This window comes from Sorangium sp. So ce128, assembly GCF_051525245.1.
In the GTDB taxonomy this organism is placed as follows: Bacteria; Myxococcota_A; Polyangia; order Polyangiales; family Polyangiaceae; genus Sorangium; species Sorangium cellulosum_B.
Map to the genome: position 1 here is coordinate 1,184,769 of NZ_CP150313.1, position 24,582 is coordinate 1,209,350.

The 24,582-nt window shown below is 71.3% G+C and carries 20 protein-coding genes; 12 read left to right on the forward strand and 8 right to left on the reverse strand.

From position 1 onward, the window contains the following. Positions 1–13 precede the first annotated feature (13 nt). Positions 14–289, reverse strand: coding sequence for a hypothetical protein (locus WME82_RS04565; protein ID WP_438041820.1), 276 nt, complete (start codon positions 287–289; stop codon positions 14–16). Between the two features lie 338 nt (positions 290–627). Here WME82_RS04565 and WME82_RS04570 point away from each other — a divergent pair, with 338 nt between their 5' ends. Next, entirely contained in the window at positions 628–1,152 is a 525-nt protein-coding gene (locus WME82_RS04570) for a GxxExxY protein (RefSeq protein ID WP_438044857.1), read from the forward strand. 323 nt (positions 1,153–1,475) lie between these two features. On the opposite strand, the gene WME82_RS04575 is transcribed toward WME82_RS04570, so the two are convergent. Beyond that, the gene (locus tag WME82_RS04575; protein WP_438041821.1) at positions 1,476–2,498 is read right to left on the reverse strand and encodes a PEGA domain-containing protein; all 1,023 of its coding nucleotides are present in this window, start codon (positions 2,496–2,498) and stop codon (positions 1,476–1,478) included. Positions 2,499–2,524: 26 nt separating this feature from the next. Beyond that, the gene (locus WME82_RS04580; protein WP_437866029.1) at positions 2,525–3,481 is read right to left on the reverse strand and encodes a hypothetical protein; all 957 of its coding nucleotides are present in this window, start codon (positions 3,479–3,481) and stop codon (positions 2,525–2,527) included. 182 nt (positions 3,482–3,663) lie between these two features. Between WME82_RS04580 and WME82_RS04585 the strand changes: the two genes are divergently transcribed. The 5 genes from WME82_RS04585 to WME82_RS04605 all read left to right on the forward strand — a co-directional run bounded on the left by WME82_RS04585 (position 3,664) and on the right by WME82_RS04605 (position 9,814). Next, positions 3,664–5,130, forward strand: a complete 1,467-nt coding sequence (locus tag WME82_RS04585) for a formylglycine-generating enzyme family protein (RefSeq protein WP_438041822.1) — start codon at positions 3,664–3,666, stop codon at positions 5,128–5,130. Continuing rightward, complete coding sequence (locus WME82_RS04590; protein WP_438041823.1) at positions 5,127–6,518, forward strand: formylglycine-generating enzyme family protein; 1,392 nt, start codon at positions 5,127–5,129, stop codon at positions 6,516–6,518. The genes WME82_RS04585 and WME82_RS04590 overlap by 4 nt, the downstream gene beginning before the upstream one ends. Before the next feature lie 78 nt (positions 6,519–6,596). Then, on the forward strand, positions 6,597–7,982 hold the full coding sequence (locus tag WME82_RS04595) for a serine/threonine protein kinase (RefSeq protein ID WP_438041824.1): 1,386 nt from the start codon (positions 6,597–6,599) through the stop codon (positions 7,980–7,982). 36 nt (positions 7,983–8,018) lie between these two features. Further along, a complete protein-coding gene (locus WME82_RS04600; RefSeq protein WP_438041825.1) occupies positions 8,019–9,176 on the forward strand; it encodes a serine/threonine-protein kinase in 1,158 nt (385 codons plus the stop codon). A gap of 128 nt (positions 9,177–9,304) precedes the next feature. Next, a complete protein-coding gene (locus WME82_RS04605) occupies positions 9,305–9,814 on the forward strand; it encodes a hypothetical protein (protein WP_437744323.1) in 510 nt (169 codons plus the stop codon). A gap of 267 nt (positions 9,815–10,081) precedes the next feature. Here the strand turns inward: WME82_RS04605 and WME82_RS04610 are convergent, their stop codons facing one another. After that, entirely contained in the window at positions 10,082–10,303 is a 222-nt protein-coding gene (locus WME82_RS04610; RefSeq protein ID WP_157906444.1) for a YdcH family protein, read from the reverse strand. Positions 10,304–10,641: 338 nt separating this feature from the next. On the opposite strand from WME82_RS04610, the gene WME82_RS04615 reads away from it, so the two are divergent. Next, entirely contained in the window at positions 10,642–11,814 is a 1,173-nt protein-coding gene (locus WME82_RS04615; protein ID WP_438041826.1) for a tetratricopeptide repeat protein, read from the forward strand. A gap of 36 nt (positions 11,815–11,850) precedes the next feature. Here WME82_RS04615 and WME82_RS04620 read toward each other — a convergent pair whose 3' ends face one another. After that, on the reverse strand, positions 11,851–12,987 hold the full coding sequence (locus tag WME82_RS04620) for a vWA domain-containing protein (protein WP_438041827.1): 1,137 nt from the start codon (positions 12,985–12,987) through the stop codon (positions 11,851–11,853). Between the two features lie 634 nt (positions 12,988–13,621). Here WME82_RS04620 and WME82_RS04625 point away from each other — a divergent pair. Further along, on the forward strand, positions 13,622–14,974 hold the full coding sequence (locus tag WME82_RS04625; protein ID WP_438041828.1) for a hypothetical protein: 1,353 nt from the start codon (positions 13,622–13,624) through the stop codon (positions 14,972–14,974). A gap of 82 nt (positions 14,975–15,056) precedes the next feature. Here the strand turns inward: WME82_RS04625 and tmk are convergent, their stop codons facing one another. Further along, positions 15,057–15,755: a dTMP kinase gene (tmk, locus tag WME82_RS04630; RefSeq protein ID WP_438041829.1), complete on the reverse strand. Its 699-nt coding sequence runs from the start codon at positions 15,753–15,755 to the stop codon at positions 15,057–15,059. Further along, the gene (gene panC, locus WME82_RS04635; protein WP_438041830.1) at positions 15,756–16,646 is read right to left on the reverse strand and encodes a pantoate--beta-alanine ligase; all 891 of its coding nucleotides are present in this window, start codon (positions 16,644–16,646) and stop codon (positions 15,756–15,758) included. A 193-nt stretch (positions 16,647–16,839) separates the two neighbouring features. Here panC and ppk1 point away from each other — a divergent pair, with 193 nt between their 5' ends. Further along, positions 16,840–19,053: a polyphosphate kinase 1 gene (gene ppk1, locus WME82_RS04640; protein ID WP_437914890.1), complete on the forward strand. Its 2,214-nt coding sequence runs from the start codon at positions 16,840–16,842 to the stop codon at positions 19,051–19,053. Between the two features lie 57 nt (positions 19,054–19,110). Here ppk1 and WME82_RS04645 read toward each other — a convergent pair whose 3' ends face one another. Beyond that, the gene (locus WME82_RS04645) at positions 19,111–19,857 is read right to left on the reverse strand and encodes a hypothetical protein (protein WP_438041831.1); all 747 of its coding nucleotides are present in this window, start codon (positions 19,855–19,857) and stop codon (positions 19,111–19,113) included. A 1,399-nt stretch (positions 19,858–21,256) separates the two neighbouring features. Between WME82_RS04645 and rpsL the strand changes: the two genes are divergently transcribed. From rpsL to fusA, 3 genes are all read left to right on the forward strand, one after another. Then, entirely contained in the window at positions 21,257–21,655 is a 399-nt protein-coding gene (rpsL, locus tag WME82_RS04650; RefSeq protein WP_012233473.1) for a 30S ribosomal protein S12, read from the forward strand. Between the two features lie 37 nt (positions 21,656–21,692). After that, positions 21,693–22,163, forward strand: coding sequence for a 30S ribosomal protein S7 (gene rpsG / locus WME82_RS04655; RefSeq protein WP_012233474.1), 471 nt, complete (start codon positions 21,693–21,695; stop codon positions 22,161–22,163). 304 nt (positions 22,164–22,467) lie between these two features. Then, a complete protein-coding gene (gene fusA / locus WME82_RS04660; protein WP_438041832.1) occupies positions 22,468–24,582 on the forward strand; it encodes an elongation factor G in 2,115 nt (704 codons plus the stop codon).

The window sequence follows — 24,582 nt, forward strand, 5'->3', positions numbered from 1 at the left end:
GCCGAGGTGGAGCTCATCGGGGCCATCCCTGCGAGCGCGCGACAGCGCGGATTGCTTCGGCGAGCTCCGCTTCGAAGCGCTGGAAAGCCGGCAGTGCTCGCAGCGCCTCGAGGCTGACCTCTTCGCCGAACAAGCGGTAGAGCCGCTCCGGCTTTCGTCTCATCCCTCCTTCTTTCAAGAGGCGCCCCAGCGTCAGCTTGGGATCGGCCTCGCGCTCTGGCTCGGCGGGAAGAGCTGATTGCGCGCCGCTGCCGAGCAAGGTCCGGAAGACCTCGCCGTCGACCAGCATCCGCGCCTCGGTCTCGACATCGCAGGCGCCGGGAAATATAGCGACAACGCGAGCGAGGACAGCAGTCGATCGTCTTGCCGGTGTGCCGCCGCGCGAAGCGCGGTCGGCAGCAGCGGCTTGTTGGGAGGGAGAGAGAAAGAGAGATTACACAGGGAGACGTGGAGGCGGGGAGGAGAGAGATATATATAGACCAAGGTGGAGAGGCGAGAGGTGGGCCATTCTTCGAGGCTGCTCGCTTGGGGGTTGACTGCTTTCAGGTCGCTCGTTTGCGGGGCGGCTCCCGGTGACGTCAATTCGCGCAACCAGGGCTGGTTTTGCGTCGATATATAGGCATGACCATGGATTCGGCACGGGGTGACAGGGAAACGAGAAAATTGTGGGATCTGTCCGAGCGAATCATCGGAGCGTGCATCGAGGTGCACCGCCACCTCGGTCCCGGGCTCCTGGAGTCTGCCTACGAAGAATGCTTGTGTCGTGAACTGTCGCTCATGGACTTAGGCTTCGCGAGGCAAAGGCCACTTCCAGTGACCTACAAGGGGGCCACGCTCGAGTGTGGTTATCGACTCGACGTTGTCGTCGAGGAGAAGCTCATCCTGGAGCTCAAGGCCGTCGAGCACCTGCTGCCCGTCTATGAAGCTCAGGTGCTCACATACCTGAAGCTGACGCACCTGGACGTCGGGTTGCTCGTCAACTTCAACACGCCGGTGCTCCGCCGCGGGATCCGACGCCTCGTACGCCGCGATGCGGAGGCTGTCCGGTTCTCCCGATGGCGCACCGAAGACGGCCACCCCAGCACCACCGGCCGCCCCGCATCGATGCCGCCCGAAGCAGTCGGCGCCGAGCCTGATGGCTCGAACGACTGATCCCCATCTCTCGCCTCCCCGCCTCCCCGCCTCCCTGTGAATCTTTCCTTCTTCCTCTCCGCCCAACGAGGAGCGGCAAGAGAAAGTCGTAGTCACTCGGACCTTCCGCATAGCGTCCTGCGCGTAGGTAGAGCCGCCTTCCGGTCATCCGGCGGCCTCGCTGGCCGTGGTCTCGAGAACCGCGTCGACCTCGCGCAGCGACACGGTGCGGGCACCGTTGCCGGGCCTTTCTAGCTGCCCCACCACCGTACGCGCGCCGCTCGGTTGCCTCGCGCGCAGCACGGCGGCCCTGGCATCTGGGCGCCTCGCGCGCCCGATGCCGCTCACCACCTGATCGCCGCCGGCTCCGCGACCCAGTTCAGGCTCCCCCCGTTGTAGTCCGGCTCCGGCCGCGTCAGCGCGTACGTCAGCACCACGCCTCCCGTCACCACGGCCGCCGCGCCCGTCCAGAACCACCACCGCGTCCACAGCGACGGCCGCACCGGGATCAGCTTGGCCGTCAGATCTGCCCGCTGCCCCGCGTGCAGATCGAGCGTCGCCGCGTACGTCTCGAACCCGTCCCGCACCACCTCGATCCTGTACTTCCCCGGCGGCCGCTCGAGGTCGATGGGCGCGAGCCCGGCCTCGCGGCCGTCCACACGCACGAGCGCCTGCGCCGGCTCCGCGCGCACGGCCACGCGCGCGGGGAGGATGTCCAGGTGCAGATCGAGCGTCGCCTTCTCCCCCGGCCGGTAGGTCTTCTGGACGAACGCATCCTGGCGCCCTGGCCGCGCCGCGCGGAAGAGGTGGACCCCGGGATCGAGCTCCACGGTGAAGCGCTTCTCCACCGGCGCCGCCGCGCGCTCGGCGGACCCGGGGTGCGTCACGAAGACCCGGGTCCCATCGTCGGTGGCCAGCCGGAGCGCGCGCCCGTCGACGGTCAGCGGGGTGCCCGGGGGATCCAGCGTGATCGCCACCCGGACCACGAGCTGATCCAGCTCGGCGACGAACGCCCTGGCGTCGTCGATCTGCGCGGCCGCGAGGCCCTCGGTGCCCGCGAGCACGCGGCGGAAGGTGCGGCGCGCGGCGACGTAGCGGCCCAGGGCGCGCTCGCAGAAGCCGATGTTGTACTGGACGATGGGCGCGTCCCGCGCCGCCGCCGCCTCCTCGAAGGCGGCGAGCGCCTCGCCCCACTGCGCGTCCTTCGATCGCTGCACGCCGAGCAGGAACGCCGCCCTGCCGCGCGCGGTGCGCTCATCGACCGCCGGCGCCTCCGCCGGGGCCGGCGCCTCGGCGCGCGCGCGCCCGGCCGTCGAGAGATCGACCGCCGCCATGACCAGGCCACCCAGGATCCATCGTGTCCGCATCGTACCCCTCGTCCCTGGCCGCCCCCTCAGTCCGTCCCGCCGCAAGCGATCTCGCAGTGGGCGAGCGCGCAATCGAGCCCGGCCTCGTGGGTCGCCACCGCGTCCGGGAACATCGCGTCACACCCCATGAGACAGGCCTGGTCCCCGACGTCGCACGGGACCTTGCAGTTGTCCAGCAACGCACACTCGATCTCATGCTGGCAAGCCGCCATCTCATCGGCGCAGTGCAGGTTCTGGCACTTGACGCAGGGGTCCAGCGGCTCGTTGCCGCAAGCGTCGTCGTCGAAGCAGAAGTACTGCATACACGCCATCCGGTGGCTGTAGGCGACGTAGCCGGCGGCGTGCGCCTGGTAACACGCGCTCTCGCAGGGCGAGAAGGCCGCGTCATCCGGGTCCTCGGCGCACGCCTTGACGCACGTGACCAGGTCCTGGCAATCCTGGTCGTCTCTGCAAGCCTGGTAGGTCTCGCAGCAGCGCTCGTCCTCGCACTTGTAGCAGGTGTTCGGATCCGTCGACGGCGAGCACGTCTGGTTGAAATCCGGGTCTGTCGGGGCGGGGATCTGACCGCAACCGGCGCACTCCGCGCCCGGGCCGGCGAGGCGACAGTCGATGAAGGCCTGCTTCGCGCTCTGGCCAAGAGAGCCGGTGACGGGCGGGCACGCCTGCTCGCACGCGATGTCCGCGTCTCCGCTCGGGCCCAGCGGACAAGCGTCGAGGCAGTCGAGGTAGGCGGCGCAGCCCGGGTCGGCCGCGCACGCGTTCACCTGGGACAAGCACGCTGTCTGCTCCACGCACGTACCGCACGCGCTCGCGCCGTACGTGGCATCACCGCCGCCACCACCGTTGCCGCCGCCGGCGCCCGATCCCGTGCTCGCCGCCGCTCCCGGATCTCCGGATGGGGAATCGCCGTCGCACGCGGGGGAGAGCGCCGCCGCGGTGGCTACGGAGAGCGCGGCGAGCACTGGCCGGGTGACCCACGACATACAATCTCCTCGCGAGCGGCAGAGCGATGTTCGGGTGATTCGGGTGATTCGGGTGATTCGGGTGACGAGGGATTCGGATGAAGAAGCGAAAGAACCCTCTTGGCCTCGCCCCTCCTCGATGATAGCGAGGAGACTACCCCTGGGTCCTGTCGGGCGGCAACGAGAAAGGCGAAAGGCGGCAGGTGGTCGAACCGACACGCGCGCTCTCGATCCTCATCGTGCTCGCTGCGGCGGGGCTCTCCGGCGCCTGCGGCGAGCGAGAGCGAACGCAGCTCCTCGTCGTCGTGGACACCGACGCGCCGGTCGCCGCGCAGCTCCTGGCAGACCCCTCCATCTCGCCGGAGGCGGTCATCGATACGGTGCGCATCGACGGGTTCGACGGCGCGTGGCGCCCCGGCTGCATCGATGACGTCGACTGCACGGCGAACTTCGTCCTGCCGGACCCTTCGTCCTGGCCGTTCTCCTTCGGGGTGGCCGCGCCGGAGGAGGGGAGCGCCGTGCTCCGCCTGCGCATCCGGGCGTTCCGCGGCGCCGTCGCGGCGCGGGGGAAGGACTCCATCGAGGGGAGGGTGTTCTCGACCATCGATCCTCCGCCAGAGGCCGCCATCGACCGGCTGATCGAGGTCGCGCTCCCCGCGTCTGGCGTGGTGACGGTGCGACTCACGCTCTCGGCCGACTGCCTGGGCGTGCCCGCGTCGCTGCGCAAGCCGCCGCACACATGCATCGATGCCTCCAGGCGGACGGCGGTCCCATCGGAGGGTGTCCTCGTCGGATCAGGGGCAGAGAGGGGCGCGACGCGCGCCGGCACGTGGTCGCGCGCGCGGGAGGTCCCCTGCGGCGCCGCGCCCGAGGGCGCCGATGCCGCCTGCATCCCCGGCGGATTCAGCGTCATCGGCCAGGCCGAGCTCGCCGGCGTCGACGAGCAGAGCTATGTCTCGGTCGTGCCGCCGCGGCCGGTGCATGTGGGCCCGTTCTTCATGGACAGGACGGAGTTCACGGTCGGCCGTCTCCGTGCGCTGCTGAACGAGGGGCTCCTCCACGCGGAGGCCGATGACCTTGCCGGGCCTGATCCGAGCAGGGCGGGGCTCGCAGACTGCCGCTGGCTTGGCGCCGAAGGCGGAGCGAACGATGGATATCCCCTCAACTGCATCTCGTGGCGCCTTGCCCGGGAGGCGTGCAGGGCGAGCGGCGGTGATCTGCCGACGGAGGCGCAGTGGGAGCACGCCGCGCGGGGTCGAGGGCAGGGGCGAATCTATCCCTGGGGTGACGCGTCTCCCGCGTGCTGCACGGCGAGCGCCGGGCGGGGGACGCTGTGCCCTGGCGATCCGGGGCCGGAGGAGGTCGGCTCGCATCGGCCCTCGGCGACGTGCGGTGGCCTGGGCGACAGCTCCAGGGATGGCGTCCTGGATCTCGGCGGGAGCCTGAGCGAGCTGTGCGCCGACAAGCTGGTTCCGTACGGAGAGGGCTGCTGGAGCGCGCCGGGGATCTTCGTCGAGCCCCGCTGCGACGATGAAGGCATCAACGCGCACGCCGCCCGCGGTGGAGACTGGGCCAGCGGCCCCGCGAACACGAGGCCCGCGTTCCGGAGAGGCGATGTCCTGGACTCGCTTCACGGCTTCCGGTGCGTCTACGCGGGAGGTGCGCCGTGACGGCTCGTGGCCTGTCGACGGCGCTCGCGGCCGCCGGGTTTCTGCTCTCGGCGCCCGCGTGCGAGCCCGAGCCTCGCCAGTGGCTCGTCAGCGTCTCCACGGACGCCCCGGCGCCCCGGTTCGGAGATCACCTGCTGCTCGAGGTGATGGGCGAGGGCGCGATCTGCACCGGGTGCATGCGGCTCATCGGGGTGGATGGGCCGGACAGCCTGCCCGTCAGCTTCGGCGTGGTCCCGCGGGAGGAAGGCGCCGCCGTGCGGGTCCGAGCGCGGCTCTACCGGGCCGAGCAGGCGGGCTCCGACGGCCTTCCCCGCGGTCCGGCCTTGATCGACGCCGTGGCCAGGCTCCCGCCGCTCGATGGCGAGACACACGTGGCCCTCGATCTGTCCATGCGCTGCTTCGGTGTCCCGAGCCTCCCCGAGCAGCGCGCGACCTGCGACCCGGAGGCGGGCGCGCTCGCGCCGGAGCCGGTGCTCCCGCTGCTCTCGGAGGTCGAGGCCCGGCCCGAGCCCGGCTCCTGGCCGAGCGCGGCCCCGGTACCCTGCCAGGGGCCGGCGCCGGCGGGGATGGTGTGTGTGCCCGGAGGGGTCTTCCTTCTCGGGACGCCGCGACCCGGATACACCATCGATCTCGACGAGCTGAGCCAGCCCGAGCGCCTCGTGCAGCTCGGCGCGTTCGCCCTCGACGCGGACGAGGTGACCGTGGGCGCGGTCCGGGAGCTCGTGGCGACAGGGCAGATCCGATCAGCGCCCGTGGCCAGGGACATCGACGCGCCGGGGTCGGATCTGGGCACTTGCACGTATCTCGGCGTGTCCGACGGCGCGAACGACGCGCTGCCCGTCAACTGCGTCACCCACGCGCTGGCGGAGGAGGCCTGTTCCGCGCGGGGATTGCGGCTCCCCACCGAGGCGGAATGGGAGTACGCGGCCGGCAACCTCGATGACGAGACCGCCTATCCCTGGGGCAACGGCGGGGATCTCTGCGCGATGGCGCTCCTCGGCAGGGGCCGGGGCGGCGGGGAGGTCGACCAGGACGTGTTCGAGAACTCCGGCTGTCGGCCGCTCGACGCGCCGGTGCCCTGGGGGCCTGTCGCCGGAGGCGCCCCGAGCGACGTGACCGCCCTTGGCATCCGGAACCTCGCCGGGAGCATGTCCGAGTGGGTGGCCGACACCTTCGCTCCCTACGCCGCGCCTTGCTGGCAGTCGGGCGGGCCGCTCCTCGTCGATCCGGTGTGTCGCGCGCCGGCCCCCGGCGCGGCGCCGGGCTTCTCTTATCGCGGGAGCTCCTGGTCGGGTTACAAGCTGGGGGCCCGGGCCACGGCGCGCAGCCATGAGAGGGCGTCGGCGTTCAACCCGGCCACCGGCTTCCGCTGCGCGCAGCCGATGTGACCGCGCTGCCGCGGATCGGGGCCGGCCGGCGACCGCGAACCGCTGCGTCCAGCTGGGAACCACGGTACGCTGCCGCTCGTGTCGGACGATCTCCAGGGCTCTCTCCCGGCCGGCAAGATCATCGCCGGGCGCTTCCGGATCGAGCGCCTCATCGGCCGCGGCGGGATGGGCGAGGTGTACGCGGCCAGGAACGTCGGCACCGGGCGCGACGTCGCGCTCAAGATGATCCGCGGCGTCGCCGACGCCGCGCAGACCCGGCGCTTCCTCCGCGAGGCCAAGGCGGCGACCGCGATCCAGCACCCGAACGTGATCGAGGTGCTCGACGTCTTCGAGGAGGACCACACGCCCGTGATGGTCATGGAGCTGCTCCGCGGCGAGCCGCTCTCCGGGCTGCGCAAGCGGAGGGGCGCCCTGCAGCTGTACGAGGCGGCGCGCCTCCTCGTGCCGGTCGCCTCCGCGCTCCGCGCCGCGCACGAGAAGGGGATCGTGCACCGCGACCTCAAGCCGGACAACATCTTCCTCTCGGAGCCGCAGGCCGGCGGGTGCGTGCCCAAGGTGCTGGACTTCGGGATCGCCAAGGTGCTCGACCCGACCTCCATCAGCTCGGAGACGCAGGGAGGCAACACCAGCACCGGCTCGATCCTCGGGACGCCTCATTACATGTCGTTCGAGCAGGCGATGAGCGAGAAGGACATCGATCATCGCGCGGACATCTGGGCGATGGGCGTCATCCTCTTCGAGGCGCTCACCGGCCGGAGGCCGCTCGAGTTCGAGAACCTCGGCGAGATGTACACGGCGTTCCTGCAGCGCGAGGTGCCGTCGATCCGCTCGGCCGTGCCCGACCTGCCCGCGGACGTCGCCGGGGTGCTCGACCGCTGCCTGCAAAAGCGGCGCGAGGATCGGCTCGACGATCTGGCGCTGCTCGTCGAGGTCCTCGGCCGCTACACCGATCCCACGTCGGCGGGCGCGCTCGCGGGAGGCAAGGTCGTCGGCGCGCTCGCGCCGCTCGCCGCGCCTCTGATCTCGGGAGCCGTCGCGGCGCTTCCGGCCCTCGCGGCCCCCGGCGTGCGCGCGCGATCGCTGAAGAGGGCGTTCGCGTTCGCGGCGCTCCTCGTGGTGGCCTTCGTGGCGGTGTTCGCTGCGCTCCGCCCCCCGCCGCCGGACGGGCCTGCCGCTCCGGTCCCCGCCTCGGCGGAAGCGGTGGTGGAGCCGCCGCCCGCGGCGGTCGCGGTGCCTGCAGCATCCATGTCGAGCGCGCCCGCTCCGCCCCTTCCCGCTCGGGACGAGCCTGCGGTCGCAGGCGTAGCGCCGTCCGCGGCGTCGTCGTCCAGGCGGCCCTCACCGAGCGCGCTCTCTGGCACGCTGAAGGCGCCGGCGACACCGGCGACATCGGCGACACCGCCGCCGCCGCCGTCGGCGCCGGCGACGCAAGCGCGGGGGATCGTCGACCAACTCCCGTACTGACGGCGAGCGCGCCCCGCGTTACCCTGCTCCCGCGCCATGGAAGGTCAACGTATCGCCGGGAAGTACCGCCTTGCCCGGCTCCTCGGCAGGGGCGGGATGGGCTCGGTGTGGCTGGCAGAGCACCTGTCGCTGCGCACGCCGGTGGCCATCAAGCTCATCGACGTCGAGACCGCGAAGAACGCGACCGCCCGGGCGCGCTTCGATCGTGAGGCGCAGATCGCGGCGCGGATCCGCAGCGCCCATGTGGTCAAGGTGCTCGACCATGGCCTCACCGACGATGGATTACCGTACATCGCGATGGAGTGTCTGGCAGGCGAGAGCCTGCGCGATCGCCTCTCCGCGCGCCGGCGCCTGACGCCGGCGGAGACGGCGACGATCGTCTCTCACGTCTGCCGCGCCCTCTCGCGCGCCCACGAGGTCGGGCTCGTCCATCGCGACATCAAGCCGGAGAACCTCTTTATCGCGCGCGAGGATGAGGGGGAGATCGTCAAGATCCTCGACTTCGGCGTGGCGAAGGTGACAGACGCGCTCGCCATCACCGGCATGGATCCCACGCGCACGGGGGCGCTCCTCGGGACGCCCTACTACATGAGCCCGGAGCAGGCGAAAGGCCTGAAGAGCGTCGATCACCGCTCCGATCTCTGGTCCCTGGGCGTCGTGGTCTACGAGTGTCTCACGGGGGAACGTCCTTTCACCGCCCCGGCGCTCGGGCCGCTCATCGCCAAGATCCTGGGCACGCCCCCGCCCGCGCTGACCGCGGCGGCGCCAGGCGCTGGCATCCCGGCGGAGGTCGAGGCCTGGATGCGGAAGGCGCTCGCCGTCGAGCCGGACGCGCGCTTCGCCTCGGCCCGGGAGCTCTCCGAGGCGTTCATGGTGGCGTCGGGCGTCGCCGACTCGATGGATCGCGGCTCCTCCGCGGGCCTCCCGGACGGCAAGCCGCCCTCGGCCGTGCGCCCCCCTGCCGGGGTGTGGGAGACGGCCGACACGGTGGCCTTGCCCTCCAGCGACGGCCAGGCGCCGGTCGCCGCTGCGCCGCAGCCCCCGGTCGCCCCCCTGTCGTCGGCGATGGGGCCGGGCGCGGTCGCGGCCGCGCGCCCTGTTGCGCCCGCGCGCGGCCTCGTCTGGGCGGTCGTCTTGCTGGCGGTCGCGCTGCTCGCGGTGAGCGGCGTCCTCGCCGCGACGCTCCTGCGCTGACGGCGATCCGCTGGATGCGGAGCGGCGTGCGAGGGCGCGCCGTGCGTCAACGGCCAGCGTGGCGCGCGGTGTGTGGCGCGCTGCCTTCGTGCTTGATCGCGCGGCGACACGGGAGATACCCTGCGCGCATGCGCCGCCTGGTCCCGTGCGTCCTCCTTCTCTCGTCCTTCGCCCTTGCGTCGGGTTGCGCGACCTACACGCAGGATCTCGATCGCGCCCGCAGCCACTACGAGGCGAACCGGTTCGAGCAGGCGCTGGCGCTGTTCCGGGTGCTCGAGCACGATCAGGACTCGTTCTCAGTCCCGGAGCGGGCGCAGTACGCCTACCTCCGGGGCATGACGGACTACCGCCTGGCCGACCTCGCGCCGCAGGGCACCGGCGTCGCCGATCCGCGCAAGGGCTACCGCGACAACGCGCGCCACTGGCTCGGGCTCGCCGCGGCGACCGAGAAGCAGGCCCCCGGCGGCATCACCAGCGAGCAGAAGAACCGCCTGACCGAGACCCTCGCGGACCTCAACCGCGACGTGTACGGCGGCGCCGAGGCGCTGCCGGAGGGGGGCGCCGCGCCGCCGTCCGACGCTCCCGCGTCGCCCGAGGAGCCGCCGTCGGAGTCGGAGCCGTCGGCGCCCACGCTCTGACCGCCGCGCGCTGACGTCCCCGCTCGTCGCGCCTCGCGGGCATCGAATCGGGTGCGAGCATCGCATTGCGTGCGCGTGTCCCCGCCCGCCGGCACGTCCGCCGTGGCGATCGGGCGCGCGCGCGTCCCAGCAGCGCGCGCAGATCCGTGCGGCGCGCGCAGCGTGCGAGCGGCCCATTGCGTGGGCGCGCGGGATGTCTGGAATAGAACGGAAAGGGGCGGGGGCGCCGTGTGTGGCGCAGGATGAGGGTCGGCGAGGGGTCGCTCGCTACGACAACCGCCGGCGCAGGGATTCGATCTCGTCCTTCGCGGCGAGCTTACGTTTCTTGAGCTGGGCAGCTTCCATTCTCTCCCCCGGTGTCAGGAACGCCCGTCGACCCAGCTGCCTGAGGCGTGAGTCGAGCTCGCGATGACGCGCTTCCGCCATGCTCAGCCGCTGCTCCGGGCCGATTCCAGTCACCGCGCGAGGAGAGATGATCTGATGCTTCATGTGCCCACCTCCAAGGCCCCACAACGGGGCCGTGATGCCTTCGAGGGCCCACAACAGAAGCCCTCGTTCTGATCGTCGCTGGAGAGGAGAACGCCGCCGACCGAGCTACACGCCGAGACAGCGGCCTGATGAACGAATGCGAGATTACCGCAACATGGCGGATCCATGCAGGCTTTTTGTCGGGCGATGCCATTCTGCAATTTCACAGAGCAGCCGTTGTAGTCAGGGATTGCCCTACGGCGTACAGCAATCCACCGGTGTCCCGGACGGCCGGGCCGGACTCTCCGTCCATGCACGTTGCGGAACAACCTCGAGCGTGGGGCTATTCTTCCCCGGCAATGTCGAGCTTCAGCGCCACCTCGGTCGCCCTTCTGGCCCTTGCGGTCGTCCTGGGCGGATGCACTTCGGAGGCCAACGTGCCGGCGCGGGCGCGATCGCCGCAGCCGGCCTCGGCGCGCGCGCCGGTCGAGCTCGCGCCGGTCGTCGTGTCGCCCTACTCGGACGCCGAGCTCGCGGCGGAGTTCGAGCGGGCGCGCGCGCTGCTCCTGGCCGACAAGGCGCGTGAGGCGGTGCCCCTGTTCGAGCGGCTCGCCCGCCTCGCGCCGGGCGGCGAGGTCGCGCCCCCGAGCCTGTTCAACGCCGGGCTCGCGCACGAGGCGCTCGGCGACCGCGCGCTCGCGGCCGAGCGCTACCGCGAGGTCGCGCAGCGCTTCCCGGACCACGCGGTCGCGCGCGGCGCGCTCTTCCGGCTCTCGCGCGCGGCGGCCGCCCTCGAGCGGTGGCCCGAGCTCGTCGAGGTGTCGCGCCGCCTGCTCCGCCTCGGCGATCTGAGCGTGCTGGAGGCGATCGAGGCGCGCGGCGCGCTCGCGCTCGGCCTGGTCGAGCAGGATCTCGTGGAGGAGGCTGCGCGTCAGGTCGCGCTCGCGCGCGATCTCATCGAGGAGCACCGGCTCGGCGAGTCCGGCAAGCCGCCGATCGAGCTCGCGCAGGTGAGCTTCGCGCTCGGCGAGGTGCGGCGGCGCCGGAGCGAGGCGATCTCCTTCGTGCCGGTGCCGGCGAGCTTCGCCGAGGCGCTCGAGCGCCGCTGCCAGGGGCTGCTCGACGCGCAGAGCGCCTACACCGAGGCCATGCGCAGCCTCGACGCCCACTGGTCGGCGATGGCGGGTTACCGCATCGGGCAGCTCTACAAGGAGCTCCACCGCGACGTGATGCAGGTCCCGCCGCCGCGGAGCGCCGACACCCCGAGGGAGAGGCAGCTGTTCGAGGGGGCGATGCGGCTGCGCTACCGCGTGCTCCTGGAGAAGGGGCAGAAGATGCTCGCCGGCACCGTGCGCCTCGGCGACCGCACCGGGGAGTCGTCGGCGTGGGTCCTCCGCGCCCGCGACGCGCAGCGCGAGATAGAGCTCGCGCTCGCCGACGAGCAGGCGGCCCTCGCGAGGCTCCCGTTCACCGAGGCCGAGCTCCTCGCCGCGCTCGACGCTCTGAAGACGGCGGCGCCGAAGCGGCCGTGAGCCCCGCGCGGGCGGCGGGGGTGGGGCCCGCGCGGCTCAGTTCAGCGTCGGCGCGCACCCGAAGAGCACGTCGAGCTCCGCGCGCACCTCGTGTTGCACCGTCGTGCAGGACGCGGGGCAGAGGATGATCTTCTTCGGGAGCACATCGTCGTCGTAATACCACCCCGGCCCCGTGCCGCAGTCCGCCGCGTCGTCCGCCTTCGGGACCTCCAGCGGGCTCGCGCCCTCGGGCGCGAACCTGACCGCGACCCGGCTCGTGTCGAGGACCGCGCCCGCGGGCGGCGCGGGGATGAGGAGCTCGCACGGGAGCGCCGACGCGCGGATCTCGGCCATCTTCGCCGAGAACGCCGTGATGTCCGCCGTGACGTCGAACGCGCGGGTCGTCCCGCCGGCGTCGGCGATCTGGTCCAGGTTGGTGAGCGTCGAGCCTTGCACCGCGACGACGTAGGTCTGGACGCCGTTGTAGCGGAGGGCCCTCTGCGCCATCTCCGCGGTGCTCGCGACGGTGTTTCCGGAGCAGCCCGAGGGATCGCCGTCGGTCGCGAGCACGACGATCACCTTGTGGGAAGGGTTCGCGTCCTTGTAGGCGGTCGCGTTCGTGAGCACCCCCTGGAGCGCCGGGCGCATGGGCGTCCCGCCGCCGGGCGAGGTGCTCTGGATGGAGGCGGTGAGCTCCGGCGTGTTCACCGGCAGCTCGCCGATGGCGACCGCGAGCTCGTCGTAGCTCGTGTGGTTGCAGTCGCTCTGCCCATCGCTGCTCCGCGGGAAGTAGGTCAACCCCACGTTCATCCCGGCCGAGGCGGCGTCGGTCACGAACGCCGAGAGCGCGTTCGTGACGCCGACCCATTTCGAGCCGAGCATGCTGCCGGATCGGTCGAGCAGGATGAGCATATCGAGCGGCACGAGCGTGGCCTCCGCGCTCGCCTGGGCGCAGGAGGACCCCTCCCCGAGGCCGCCCTCGCCGGCGCCGCCGAGCCCTCCCCCCTCGCCGAGCGACGTGTCTCCGCTCGCGCTGCTCACGCCGAAGGAGCCGCCGCCGCCGCTCGCGGCGTCATCCGGCGGGGGGATCGTCGCGGGCTTCTCGTCCTCGGTGGCCGCGCAGCCGCCCGACTGCGCCGCGATCCCGGTGGCGACGAGGAAAGGGGCAAACACGAAATGACGTCGGAAGGACATCTCTGCGCTCCTCTGAAAATGGGTGCGACGTGGCTCGCTGCCGCGGGGCTCCACGCGCGAAGTGGTCTGTCTATCGAGGGGTGGCCGAGCTCCGAGACGATCTCGTCAGTGTATGCAGCTCTCGATCGAGGCGCGATAGGGGCTCTCCGGTTTGTAAGCCCCGCTCGTGTCGTGCTGTCGTTGCTCTCTCTTCTTTCGTCGCTTGTCGCGGCTCTCGTCGCTTGTCGCAGCTCTCGTTGCTTCTTGCAGCTCTCGTTGCTCTCGCGGTCTCGTGCGCGCGCCGGCGCGGCGGGGCTCTGCGTCTTTGCTCGTCGCTGAGCGCGCCGACCGTTCCGGGTGCTCGCGCGCCGGAACATCATGTTTCCTTGCGCAGCCGCGAAGGACGCGTAATTCCCACGAGGTGCGTCACGCTTGCTGGAAAGAGGCGAACATGACTAGGTGGATTCCATGGGTACTTTCCGCTGTCGCCCTGACGGATCTCGGCTGTTCGACTGCGACATCCGCGGGCAGCTCGGGCCCGGCGGGGGCCGGCGGCGCCGCTGGGGCGGCTGTCTCGAGCGGAGGGGGCGGCGCAGGCGGGGACGGCGCGCCGTGCCGGATCGACTGCTCGCTCGTTCCGACCTCGCAATGTGTCATGGCCGTCTGCAACGAGGCGACGCGCGATTGCGAGCTCGTCCCCAGCGCGGGCGGGGAGCCCTGTGACGACAGGGACGCCTGCACGGTCGGCGAGACGTGCGAGGAGGGGGTCTGTCAGGGCGGGGCCCAGGAGGACTGCGGCCTCGCGCCGGACGCCTGTCACGTGGTCACGTGCGTCGACGCGGGCGGCGCGCCTCGCTGCGGGGTGGAGCCGAGGGCGAACGGGGCCCCGTGCGCGACGGAAGACCGCTGTATCCTCGACGCGGCGTGCCTGGACGGCGCCTGCGTCGGGACGCCGCGGGACTGCTTCTTCTTCCACGTGCCGGACTCCTGTCATGTTGGTGCGTGCGACCCGGCCACCGGTGCGTGCGAGGCGGTTCCGGGGAACGAGGGGGCGCCGTGCGCGGACTCCGGCGATCTCTGCATGGTCGGCAAGACCTGCCAGAGCGGCCGCTGCGAGGGGGGCGTCCCGAAGGACTGCGGCGCGCTGAGCGTCGGGTGCAACGATGGCGCCTGTGATCCGGGCTCTGGCAATTGCTATGCTGAGCCGATCGGACCGGGCGGCGCCTGCCTCTCTGGGACCGACGAGTGCAATCGTGGCGTCTGTGACGAGAGCGGCGCCTGTATTTCCATCCCCACCCCCGGGGAGTCGTGCCTCTCGCAGGCGGTCGGTTGCACGCGCGGCGTCTGCAGCGAGGCCGGGGTGTGCACGGCGCGCCCGGTTCCCGACGGCGGGGTCTGCGTCGACAGCGACTCGTGCACCGTGGGGGAGTCCTGCCTGGCTGGCGTCTGTCAGGGCGGCGCCGCCGCGGGGACGCCGGTGGTCTATTTCCGGGATACGTTCGAGAGCGACGGGGCCGGGTGGGAGCTCGGTCCGACCTGGCAGATCGGCGCGGCGAAGGCGTCAACCGGGCAGACCTACGGGCACGCCGATCCGGCGCTCGATCACACGGCGACGTCGGACAACGGGGTGGCCGGCGTGGTCATCGGAGGGAACGCGCCCCTCGGGGTCCACCCGTACTTCTACCTGACGAGCCCGGTCGTCAACGCCGATGTCGCGGGCGGCGTGTACCTGACGTTCTGGCGTCTCCTGAACAGCGATGAGACGCCTCACATGACGAACCGTGTCGAGGTCTATGACGGCGTCCGCTGGAAGGTGCTCTTCGAGTCGGGGGCGTACCCCGGCGTCCGCGACTCGGCCTGGACGAAGGTCGTCCATGACCTGACGCCCTACAAGAACGCCGGCCTGCGCGTCCGCTTCGGCTACGAGATCGGGCGGGAAGCCTTCGTCGATACCGTGTCGAGCTGGAACGTCGACGATGTGGAGATCGCGAACGCGGCTTGTCCGTAGAGCGCGCGACGGGGGCGCGGGGAGGCTCAGGGACCTTGCGCCCTCGGCAGCTCGACTCCGATGTTCGAGCGGGGACCCTGGCTCACCGCTCCACGACGGCCGAGAGCGCCGCCGTGATCGCCCGGGAGACCTCGTCGACCGCGCCATCCCCGTCGATATGGATGACCCTGTCCCCCGGGACGAGCTCCTCCGCCCGGCGGTATGCCTCCGCGAGCCGCGCCTGCAGCTCGGTCTTCTCGAACAGCTCCGCCGCCCCCCCGCGGCCGCGGCGGCGCTTCTCGGCGATCTCGGGCGCCACGTCGATCACCACCGTGACGTCGGGCCTCAGGGCGTGGCGGTTGAGCTCACGGATCCATTCGACGATCGCCCCGGAGCCCGCCCCGTCCTCGCCCGCCGTCGTGGACTGGTAGGCCAGGCTCGACAGGTCGTAGCGATCCGAGATCACGACGTATCCGTCACGGAGGAGCGGCTCGATCTCGGCGCCGAGGTGATCGAGGCGATCGGCCGAGAAGAGGAGCGCCATCACCTCCGCCTGGCGGGCGCCGGGAAGCGAGATCCGGTGGGTCAGGACCTGCCGGAGCAGCGCGCCCACCGGCCCGGCGCTCGGCTCTCGGGTGACGTGGACCATGCGCCGCGCCGCCCTGAGGTGCGCCGCGTAGCGCTCGGCCTGCGTGCTCGTGCCGGCGCCGTCGATGCCCTCGAACACCACGAAGACGCCACGGCCGGCCTCCCCCGCCGGGCGCGACGCGGGGCTCTCTTGCTCGCCTCTCGTCTTCGGCATCTAGCTCGCCTCCTCGCTCGACTCCGCGACGGGCGGCGCGTCCTCCCCGAGCACGACGTTGTCGATGAGCCGCGTCGTCCCGACGCGGACGGCGACCGCCAGCAGCGCCCGATCGCCGATCGCCGCGGAGTCGCTCCAGATCGCCAGGGACTCCGGATCGGCGAGGTCCACGTAATCGATGCTCGTCGCGGCGGCCGCGAGGCGCGCGCGCGCGGGCTCGAGGAGCGCCGCGGCGCGCCGCTCGCCGCGGGCGAAGGCGCGGCACGCGCCGGCGAGGGCGAGCGGGATGGCGCGCGCCGCGCTCCGCTGCTCGGGCGAGAGGTAGGCGTTCCGCGACGACATGGCGAGGCCGTCCGGCTCGCGCACCGTCGTGGCACCGACGATCTCGACGGGAAGGAACAGGTCGGCTACGAGCCGCCGGATGACCTGGAGCTGCTGGTAATCCTTCCGGCCGAAGACGGCGACGCACGGGCCAGCGAGCGAGAGCATCTTCGTCACCACGGTGGCGACGCCCTCGAAGTGCGCGGGCCGATGGACGCCGCAGAGCGGGCCCGCGGTCGCGCCGACGCGCACGCGCGTCTCCTCGCCGGGCGGGTACATCGCCGCGACGTCCGGCGCGAACACGCCGTCGGCGCCGGCCTCCGCGCAGGCGGCGAGGTCTCGCTCGAGCGTCCGCGGGTAGCGTGCCAGGTCTTCTCCCGCGCCGAACTGGGTCGGGTTGACGAAGATGGTCACGGCCACGAAGTCCGTCCTCCGCCGCGCCTCCGTGATCAAGGCGAGGTGGCCTGCGTGGAGCGCGCCCATCGTCGGGACGAGGCCGACGCGGCTCCCTCCCGCACGAGCCCGGTCGCTCGCCACCCTGAGGTCGCCAGGATGTCGCCAAAACTCCATAGTTGAACCCTATCAGACGTACGGCAAAATCGGAGCTTCGATCATGGTTGACCCGCCGTCCACCCCAGATAGCGCCCTCGCTCCCGACTCAGAAGACGACGTGGATTCAGCTCGGGTCGCCGGGCCTGCACCGCGCCCGAGCGGCCCCTCCAGCGCGCGGTCCGGGGGGAGCTCCGCTCCGTCCAGCGGCCCGGTGTCGATATCGGCCGCCCCGGGGGCGATCCCGATCGAGGGGGACCCGACGCACTACCTGAACCGCGAGCTCTCGTGGCTCGAGTTCAACGCGCGGGTGCTGGCCGAGGCCAGGTCGCACGAGGTGCCGCTGTTCGAGCGCCTCAAGTTCCTGAGCATCTTCTTCTCCAACCTCGACGAGTTCTTCATGGTGCGCGTCGCCGGCCTCCAGGCGCAGACGCAGCGCACGATCGCGGAGGTCCCGCCGGACGGGCTCACGCCCCACGAGCAACTCGTGGCGATCAGCGCGCGGGTCCACGCGCTCGTCGATGACGCCTACCAGCTGTGGCACTCGGATCTGATCCCGGCGCTCCAGCGCGCGGGCATCGTGATCGTCCGGCCCGATGAGCTCGACGCGACCGAGCTCGGCGCGCTCGACGAGCGGTTCCGCACGGACATCTTCCCGATCCTCACGCCGATCGCGATCGATCCGGGGCACCCATTCCCGCACCTGCGCAACAAGATGATCAACCTCGGGATCATGTTCTCCCGGGAGCATGAAGCGCAGGAGCCCGGCTTCGCGGTCATCCAGGTGCCGCCGGGGCTGAGCCGGCTGATGCGGGTCCGCGTGGAGGGCGCGACGCGCGCGTTCGTCCTGCTCGAGGACGTGATCGCCCGGCACGTGAAGGATTTCTTCCCCTCGGGCAGGCTGCGCGGCACGTACCCCTTCCGCGTCACCCGGAACTGGGACCTCGAGATCGACGAGGAGGAAGGCGAGGACCTGCTCGAGACGATCCAGGCCGAGCTCCGCCGGCGCGATCGCGGCAACGCCGTGCGCCTGGAGATCGGCTTCGGCGAGGGCGCCGGCACCTCGGTCCAGCGGCTCTGCCGCGCGCTCAAGGTCGACGCGTCGCACGCCGTCTACCGGGTGCCTGGGCCGCTCCACATCGCCGACCTCATGGGCATCGTCGCGGACGACGAGCGCCGCGAGTACCGGGACGAGCCGTTCGCGCCGCAGGTCCCGCCGCTCTTCCGGGACGTCGAGGACATCTTCGCCGTCATCCGGGAGCAGGACGTGCTCCTGCACCACCCGTACGAGTCGTTCGATCCGATCGCGGAGTTCGTCTCCCGCGCCGCCGACGACCCGAACGTGCTCGCGATCAAGCAGACGCTCTACCGGACCGGCGGCGACTCGCCGATCCTGAAGGCGCTCGCGCGCGCGGCCGAGAGCGGCAAGCAGGTGACGGCCATCGTCGAGCTGAAGGCGCGGTTCGACGAGGCGAGCAACATCCAGTGGGCGAGGACGCTCGAGCAGAGCGGCGTGCAGGTGATCTACGGCCTGCTCGGGCTGAAGACGCACGCGAAGGCGCTGCTCGTGGTGAGGCGCGAGAAGGACAAGCTGCGCCGCTACGTGCACCTGTCGACGGGCAACTACAACCCGCAGACCGCGCGGCTCTACACCGACATCGGCCTGTTCACGGCGAACCGGGAGATCGGCGAGGACATGACGTCGCTCTTCAACCTGCTGACCGGCTACAGCGCGCCGCCCAAGTGGAACCGCCTCCTCGTGGCGCCGCTCGGCCTGCACGAGGCGGTGCTGGGCCTCATCGCGCGCGAGGAGGCCCACGCGCGGGCCGGGCGCAAGGCGGAGATCGTGGCGCAGATGAACGCGCTCGTGGACGTCGACGTCATCGACGCGCTCTACTCGGCGTCGCAGGCCGGGGTCGACATCAAGCTCGCCGTGCGCGGCATCTGCTGCCTCCGGCCGGGGATCCCGGGCCTGTCGGAGCGGATCCAGGTGCGCGCGATCATCGATCGTTTCCTCGAGCACAAGCGCCTGTTCCGGTTCGCGAACGGCGGCAGCGAGGAGATCTACATGTCGAGCGCCGACTGGATGCCGCGCAACTTCCATCGCCGCGTCGAGCTGATGATCCCGATCATCGAGCCCGCCACCCGCGCGCGCGTGGAGGACATGCTGAACACCGTGATGTCCGACACGGCGAAGACCTGGGAGCTCGCGAGCGACGGCAGCTACCACAAGCTCCAGCAGCCCGCCGGCGCCCCCCAGCTGCGGTCGCAGCACCGCTTCATCGAGCTCGCGCGCGAGCGGGTGAAGCTCAGCGATCCGCTGGCGCGCGGCGGCGGGCGCTTCCACATCCTCCGCATGCCCGCGGGCACGGACGACGGCGGGCCGCGCCACCGCAAGGGCGCCAAGAAGAAGAAGGGTCTGCCCTGAGCGACGACGCGCAGGAGCGGTAGAGGCCTCCGCGCGGCCTCGCGCGCGGGGAGCCCTTCAGAACTGCGTCTGCAACGCGGCGGAGCCGGGGCCGAGCGAGAGCGTGGTCTGGGCCGACGCCTTGGGCGTCGCGTCGCTGACCGGCACCTTCTTCCCTCCGATGACCCAGAGCGGGATGCCCACGGCGATCATGATGCCGCCCGCCACGGAGACGAGCGCGCCGGCGAGCTGGCGGCGCCCGTCGGAGCGCGTCTCGCAGATGCCCGTGAAGCCCCCGAAATCGCAGTAGATCTCGTATCGGTTGCTCGCCGACGCGAGCAGGCCCGTCCCGGTGAAGAACGCGATCGTGCCGCCGGCGGTGAGCGCGATGCCGCCCAGCATGAGGCCCGGGCTCTTCCGGCGCAGGGGAACCGGGGGCGGAGCAGGCGGGATCTCCGCCGGGGTCACCGGGTAGCCCGGCGGGAGCGGAGGGTAGGCGCCGCCGTACGGAGCGTAGCCGCCCGGGGGACCAGGCGGCGGATAGCCCGGCGAGGCCCCTGGCGGAGCCCGCGGGGCCTCCTGCGGCGGCGCCGGGTAGGGGACCGCCGGGTACGGCGGCGCGGAGGCAGCGGGCGGCGCGGAGGCAGCGGGCGGCGCGGAGGCAGCGGGCGGCGCGGAGGCAGCGGGCGGAGCGGGTGGCGGCGCCGGTTGCGCGCCCGCCGTCGCCGCGGCGAGCAGGCCGGACAGCGCGACGCCGAGCGGCAGGGCGCGCGGGGAGCGGCCCGGCGTTCGAGCGGCGTCGGGCGAAGCATTCAAGCGAAGCATCTCGGGCGTCCTTTCATCACGGCGGTTGCGATCACTCGTGTGGAAGCTCGGCAGGCTTTTGCGCCGGCTCCGGCGGAGGCGCCGCCTCCGCTGTCGGCGCCCCCGCTGCCGGTGTCGCTCCCGCTGCCGGCGTCGCCCCCGCTGTCGGTGTCGCCACGGGCGGGGCGGCGGCCGGCTTCGGTGCGCTGGTGCGCTTCTTCGGCGGGGCGGCTGCGGCTGCTCCGGTGGCTGCTCCTGATGGAGAAGCGCTGGCAGCCGTCCCCTCTGGCGAGGCGCCGGCTGCAGCACGCTGCGGGGTTGCAGCGCGCGCCGTCTCTGCTGCGGGCGGTTCGGCGGTGACGATCGTTGGCGGTGACGAGTCGACGGGAGGTGGCGCCGGCAGCTCGTCGGTCGCCGTCGGCGCGGCGAGGGACGCGGTGGACGGCTCCGCGGCGTGTGTCTTTGCCGGAGCGGCTCTCGCGGGCTCCGGCGCGGCGCGCTCTGGGGCGCGGGGGGACTGCGCGGCGAACACGATCACCGCGGCGAGCGCCACGAGGCCCAGGAACACAAGGAGCGCGCGATCTCGCTTTGGCTTCGTCTGTGCGCTTCCGCCGCGCGCTCGCGCGGGCTGCGCCTCGACGCCGCCTCTCCGATGGGATCGATCGCCGGCGTCGCGCGCCCGCGCGGGCTCCGCGCTGCTCGGCGCGGCGGCGCCGCGTGTGCGCGCGCCGCGCGGGTCGTCGCCGCTTCGGCTCGCCGTCGGATCGACGCGCGCTACCGCGGGGCCTCGCGCTGTCGCGCTGTCGCCCTGATCGCCGCGCGACGAGGGCTCCGCGCCCCCCGTGTCCACGTCGGACGCAGGCCTCGACGCAACGCTGCTCTGCGGCGCCTTGCGCCGGCTTTCTTTACGCTGGGCGCGTGAAAGCTTCTTCGCCACGCAGCGACCGTACCGAACAGCAGGCGGGCCGCCAAGGGCCCGCGGCGCGTGTCGGCGTCCGACTCGTGCGGCGGGCGCAGGCACCCGCGCGTCCCGGGAGCCGCGGTCGCACGCCGAGCGCCCCGTCGAACGAGACGCGCACGGACGGCCCCCGCCGCGCGCCGCGACCCACGAGCTCTTCGCGCGGGGCCGGGACGCGCAGAACACGGCCTCCGCAGGCGCGGCGGGACCGACGCGCCCGACACGAACGATGCCGCGCCTCGGCCAGCGCAACGGACGCGCCCGACGCGAACGACGCGACCGACGCGAACGACGCCAGCGACGTGAACGATGCGACCGACGCGGCGGGCGCGACGCACGGGATCGACGCGAACGAACGGCACGCTGGCGCATCCAACACGAACGGGTGTCGTCCCGCTTGACATGGGTCGCCTCCTGGGTATCCTGCGCGTCCCCATCCCTCAGGTGGAAATCCGCGTCACTATGCCGACCATCAGCCAGCTCATCCGCCAAGGCCGCGAGGCCGCTCGTTACAAGACGGCCTCTCCTGCGCTCAAGTCCTGCCCGCAGCGGCGAGGCGTGTGCGTACGTGTTTACACCACGACGCCGAAGAAGCCCAACTCGGCGCTCCGCAAAGTCTGCCGCGTCAGGCTGAGCAACCAGATGGAAGTGACGAGCTACATCCCGGGCGAAGGCCACAACCTGCAGGAGCACTCGGTCGTCCTCATCCGCGGCGGCCGTGTCAAGGACCTGCCGGGCGTGCGCTACCACGTCGTCCGCGGCACGCTCGACGCGTCCGGCGCTGCCGGGCCTAGCTCCACCAACAAAGCGACCCGCAACCGCAAGCGCTCGAAGTACGGCGTGAAGCGCCCGAAGGCCTGACAGCCTCAACGCGCGAAAGCCGAGCAGAGGAACGAAGATGCCCCGTCGTCGCGAAGTCCCGAAGCGGAAGATCATTCCGGACCCGAAGTACAAGGACAAGCTCGTCGCCAAGTTCACGAACTCCCTGATGCAGTCGGGCAAGAAGGCGACCGCCGAGGGGATCCTCTACGGCGCGTTCGACATCGTGCGCGACCGCTTCAAGGAGGAGCCGATCGACGTCTTCCGCAAGGCGCTCGACAACGTGAAGCCGAAGCTCGAGGTGAAGAGCCGGCGCGTCGGCGGCGCGACCTACCAGGTCCCCGTCGAGGTCCGCCCCGAGCGTCGCGTCGCGCTGGCGATGCGGTGGCTCGTGACCTACTCGCGCGGCCGCGGCGAGAAGACGATGCGCGAGCGGCTCGCCGCCGAGCTCGTCGACGCGGCGCAGAACCGCGGCAACGCGGTCAAGAAGCGCGACGACACGCACAAGATGGCGGAGGCCAACAAGGCGTTCGCCCACTACCGCTGGTAGGTCAGCGAGGCCAGCGCAGATCCCGGATCTGCGCTGGTTCGTCATTTCAGGTCCCATCCCCAGGCGAGGAGACGCGTAGAGCGAGATGGCACGGCTGACATAAGGATCGGGTTACAGAGCCGGTCCTCTCGAGGGAGCGCGACAGCGCTCGCCCTCGCGGGACCTAGAAAAGCTGCTGCTGTACCCCGACACCCTCTCCAGGTTCAAGTGCCCGCCATAACGGAGGCGGGCCGGGCTGGAGAGGGTGTTTTGCATCCTGAGTCCGGAACCCTCACCCCACGCATCACACGACGGAGAAGGAAAAGTGGCACGCGAGTACAGCCTGGAACGGACGCGCAACATCGGGATCATGGCCCACATCGATGCGGGCAAGACCACGGTCACCGAGCGCATCCTTTATTACTCGGGTGTCAACTACAAGATCGGCGAGGTCCACGAGGGCGCAGCCACGATGGACTGGATGGTCCAGGAGCAGGAGCGCGGCATCACCATCACGTCCGCCGCGACGAACTGCTTCTGGGCGCCGGAGCAGGGCCCCGAGAAGGGCGTCTCTCACCGGATCAACATCATCGACACGCCCGGTCACGTCGACTTCACCATCGAGGTCGAGCGGAGCCTCCGCGTGCTCGACGGCGCGGTGGCGGTGTTCGACGGCGGCAACGGCGTCGAGCCGCAGAGCGAGACGGTGTGGCGCCAGGCGGACAAGTACGGCGTTCCGCGCATCGCGTTCATCAACAAGATGGACAAGGTCGGCGCCGACTTCGACATGTGCGTCGACTCCATCCGCGAGCGCCTCGGCGCGAACCCGGTGGCGATCCACTACCCGCTCGGCGCGGAGGACTCGTTCCGCGGCGTGATCGACCTCGTGACCCTCCGGGCCGCCGTGTTCGACGAGGAGACGAAGGGCCAGCGCTACGACTGGCGGGAGATCCCGGCCGACCTCCTGCCGCGGTGCAAGGAGCTCCGCGAGAAGCTCATCGAGGCGTGCGCCGACGCGAGCGACAAGGTGATGGAGAAGTTCATCGCCGGTGAGATCGACCAGATCACCGAGCAGGAGATCCACGCGGCCATCCGCGCGGGCACCCTCGGCTTCAAGATCGTCCCGGTCCTGTGCGGCTCGGCGTTCAAGAACAAGGGGGTCCAGCTCCTGCTCGACAGCGTGGTGAACTACCTGCCGTCGCCGGTCGAGATCCCGGCCGTCGAGGGGACGCTGCCCGACAAGAAGGACAAGGTCGTCTCGCGCAAGGCGGGCGACGACGAGCCGTTCTCGGCGCTGGCGTTCAAGATCATGAACGACCAGTTCGGCAACCTCACCTTCTTCCGCGTCTACTCCGGGACGACGAAGAGCGGCGTCAGCGTGCTCAACTCGACGCGCGGCAAGCGGGAGCGCTTCGGGCGCATCCTCCGCATGCACGCGAACAAGCGCGAGGAGATCGACGTCTGCTACGCGGGCAACATCTACGCTGCCGTCGGGCTGCGCGACACCCGCACCGGGGACACGCTCTGCGATGAGAAGCACCCGATCGTGCTGGAGCGGATGGAGTTCCCCGACCCGGTGATCTCGATCGCCATCGAGCCGAAGACCAAGGTCGATCTCGACAAGCTCGGGCTCAGCCTGCAGAAGCTCGCCTACGAGGACCCCTCGTTCCGCACGTACACGAACGAGGACACGGGCCAGACGATCATCGCCGGGATGGGCGAGCTTCACCTCGAGATCATCGTCGACCGCCTGAAGCGCGAGTTCAAGGTCGACGCCAACGTCGGCAAGCCCGAGGTCGCCTACCGCGAGACCATCTCGAAGAAGGCGACCGACGTGGAGGGGCGCTTCGTCCGGCAGTCGGGCGGACACGGCCAGTTCGGTCACGTGAGGATCGACATCGAGCCGGCGGAGCGCGGCGCGGGCTTCGTGTTCGAGAACGACATCGTCGGCGGCATCATCCCGAAGGAGTTCATCCCCTCGATCGAGAAGGGCATCCGGGACGCGATGGGCCGCGGCGTGCTCGCGGGCTACCCCGTCGTCGACATCAAGGTGCGGCTCCACTTCGGCAGCTACCACGAGGTCGACTCCTCCGGGCCCGCGTTCGAGGTCGCCGCGTCGATGGCCTTCCAGGACGGCGCCAAGAAGGCGGGGCTCGTGCTCCTGGAGCCGATGATGGCCGTCGAGGTCGTGTCGCCCGAGAACTACCTCGGGGACGTCATCGGAGACCTCAACTCGCGGCGCGGCCGCATCCTCGATATGGGGCAGCGCGCGAACACTCGGGTGATCCGCGCGGAGGTCCCCCTCGCCACCATGTTCGGTTACGCGACCGACGTCCGTTCCAAGACGCAGGGCCGCGCGACCCATTCGATGCAGTTTTCTCATTACGCACCGGTTCCAGCAGCGATCCAGGAAGAGATCGTCGCCAAGCAGCGAGGTTAA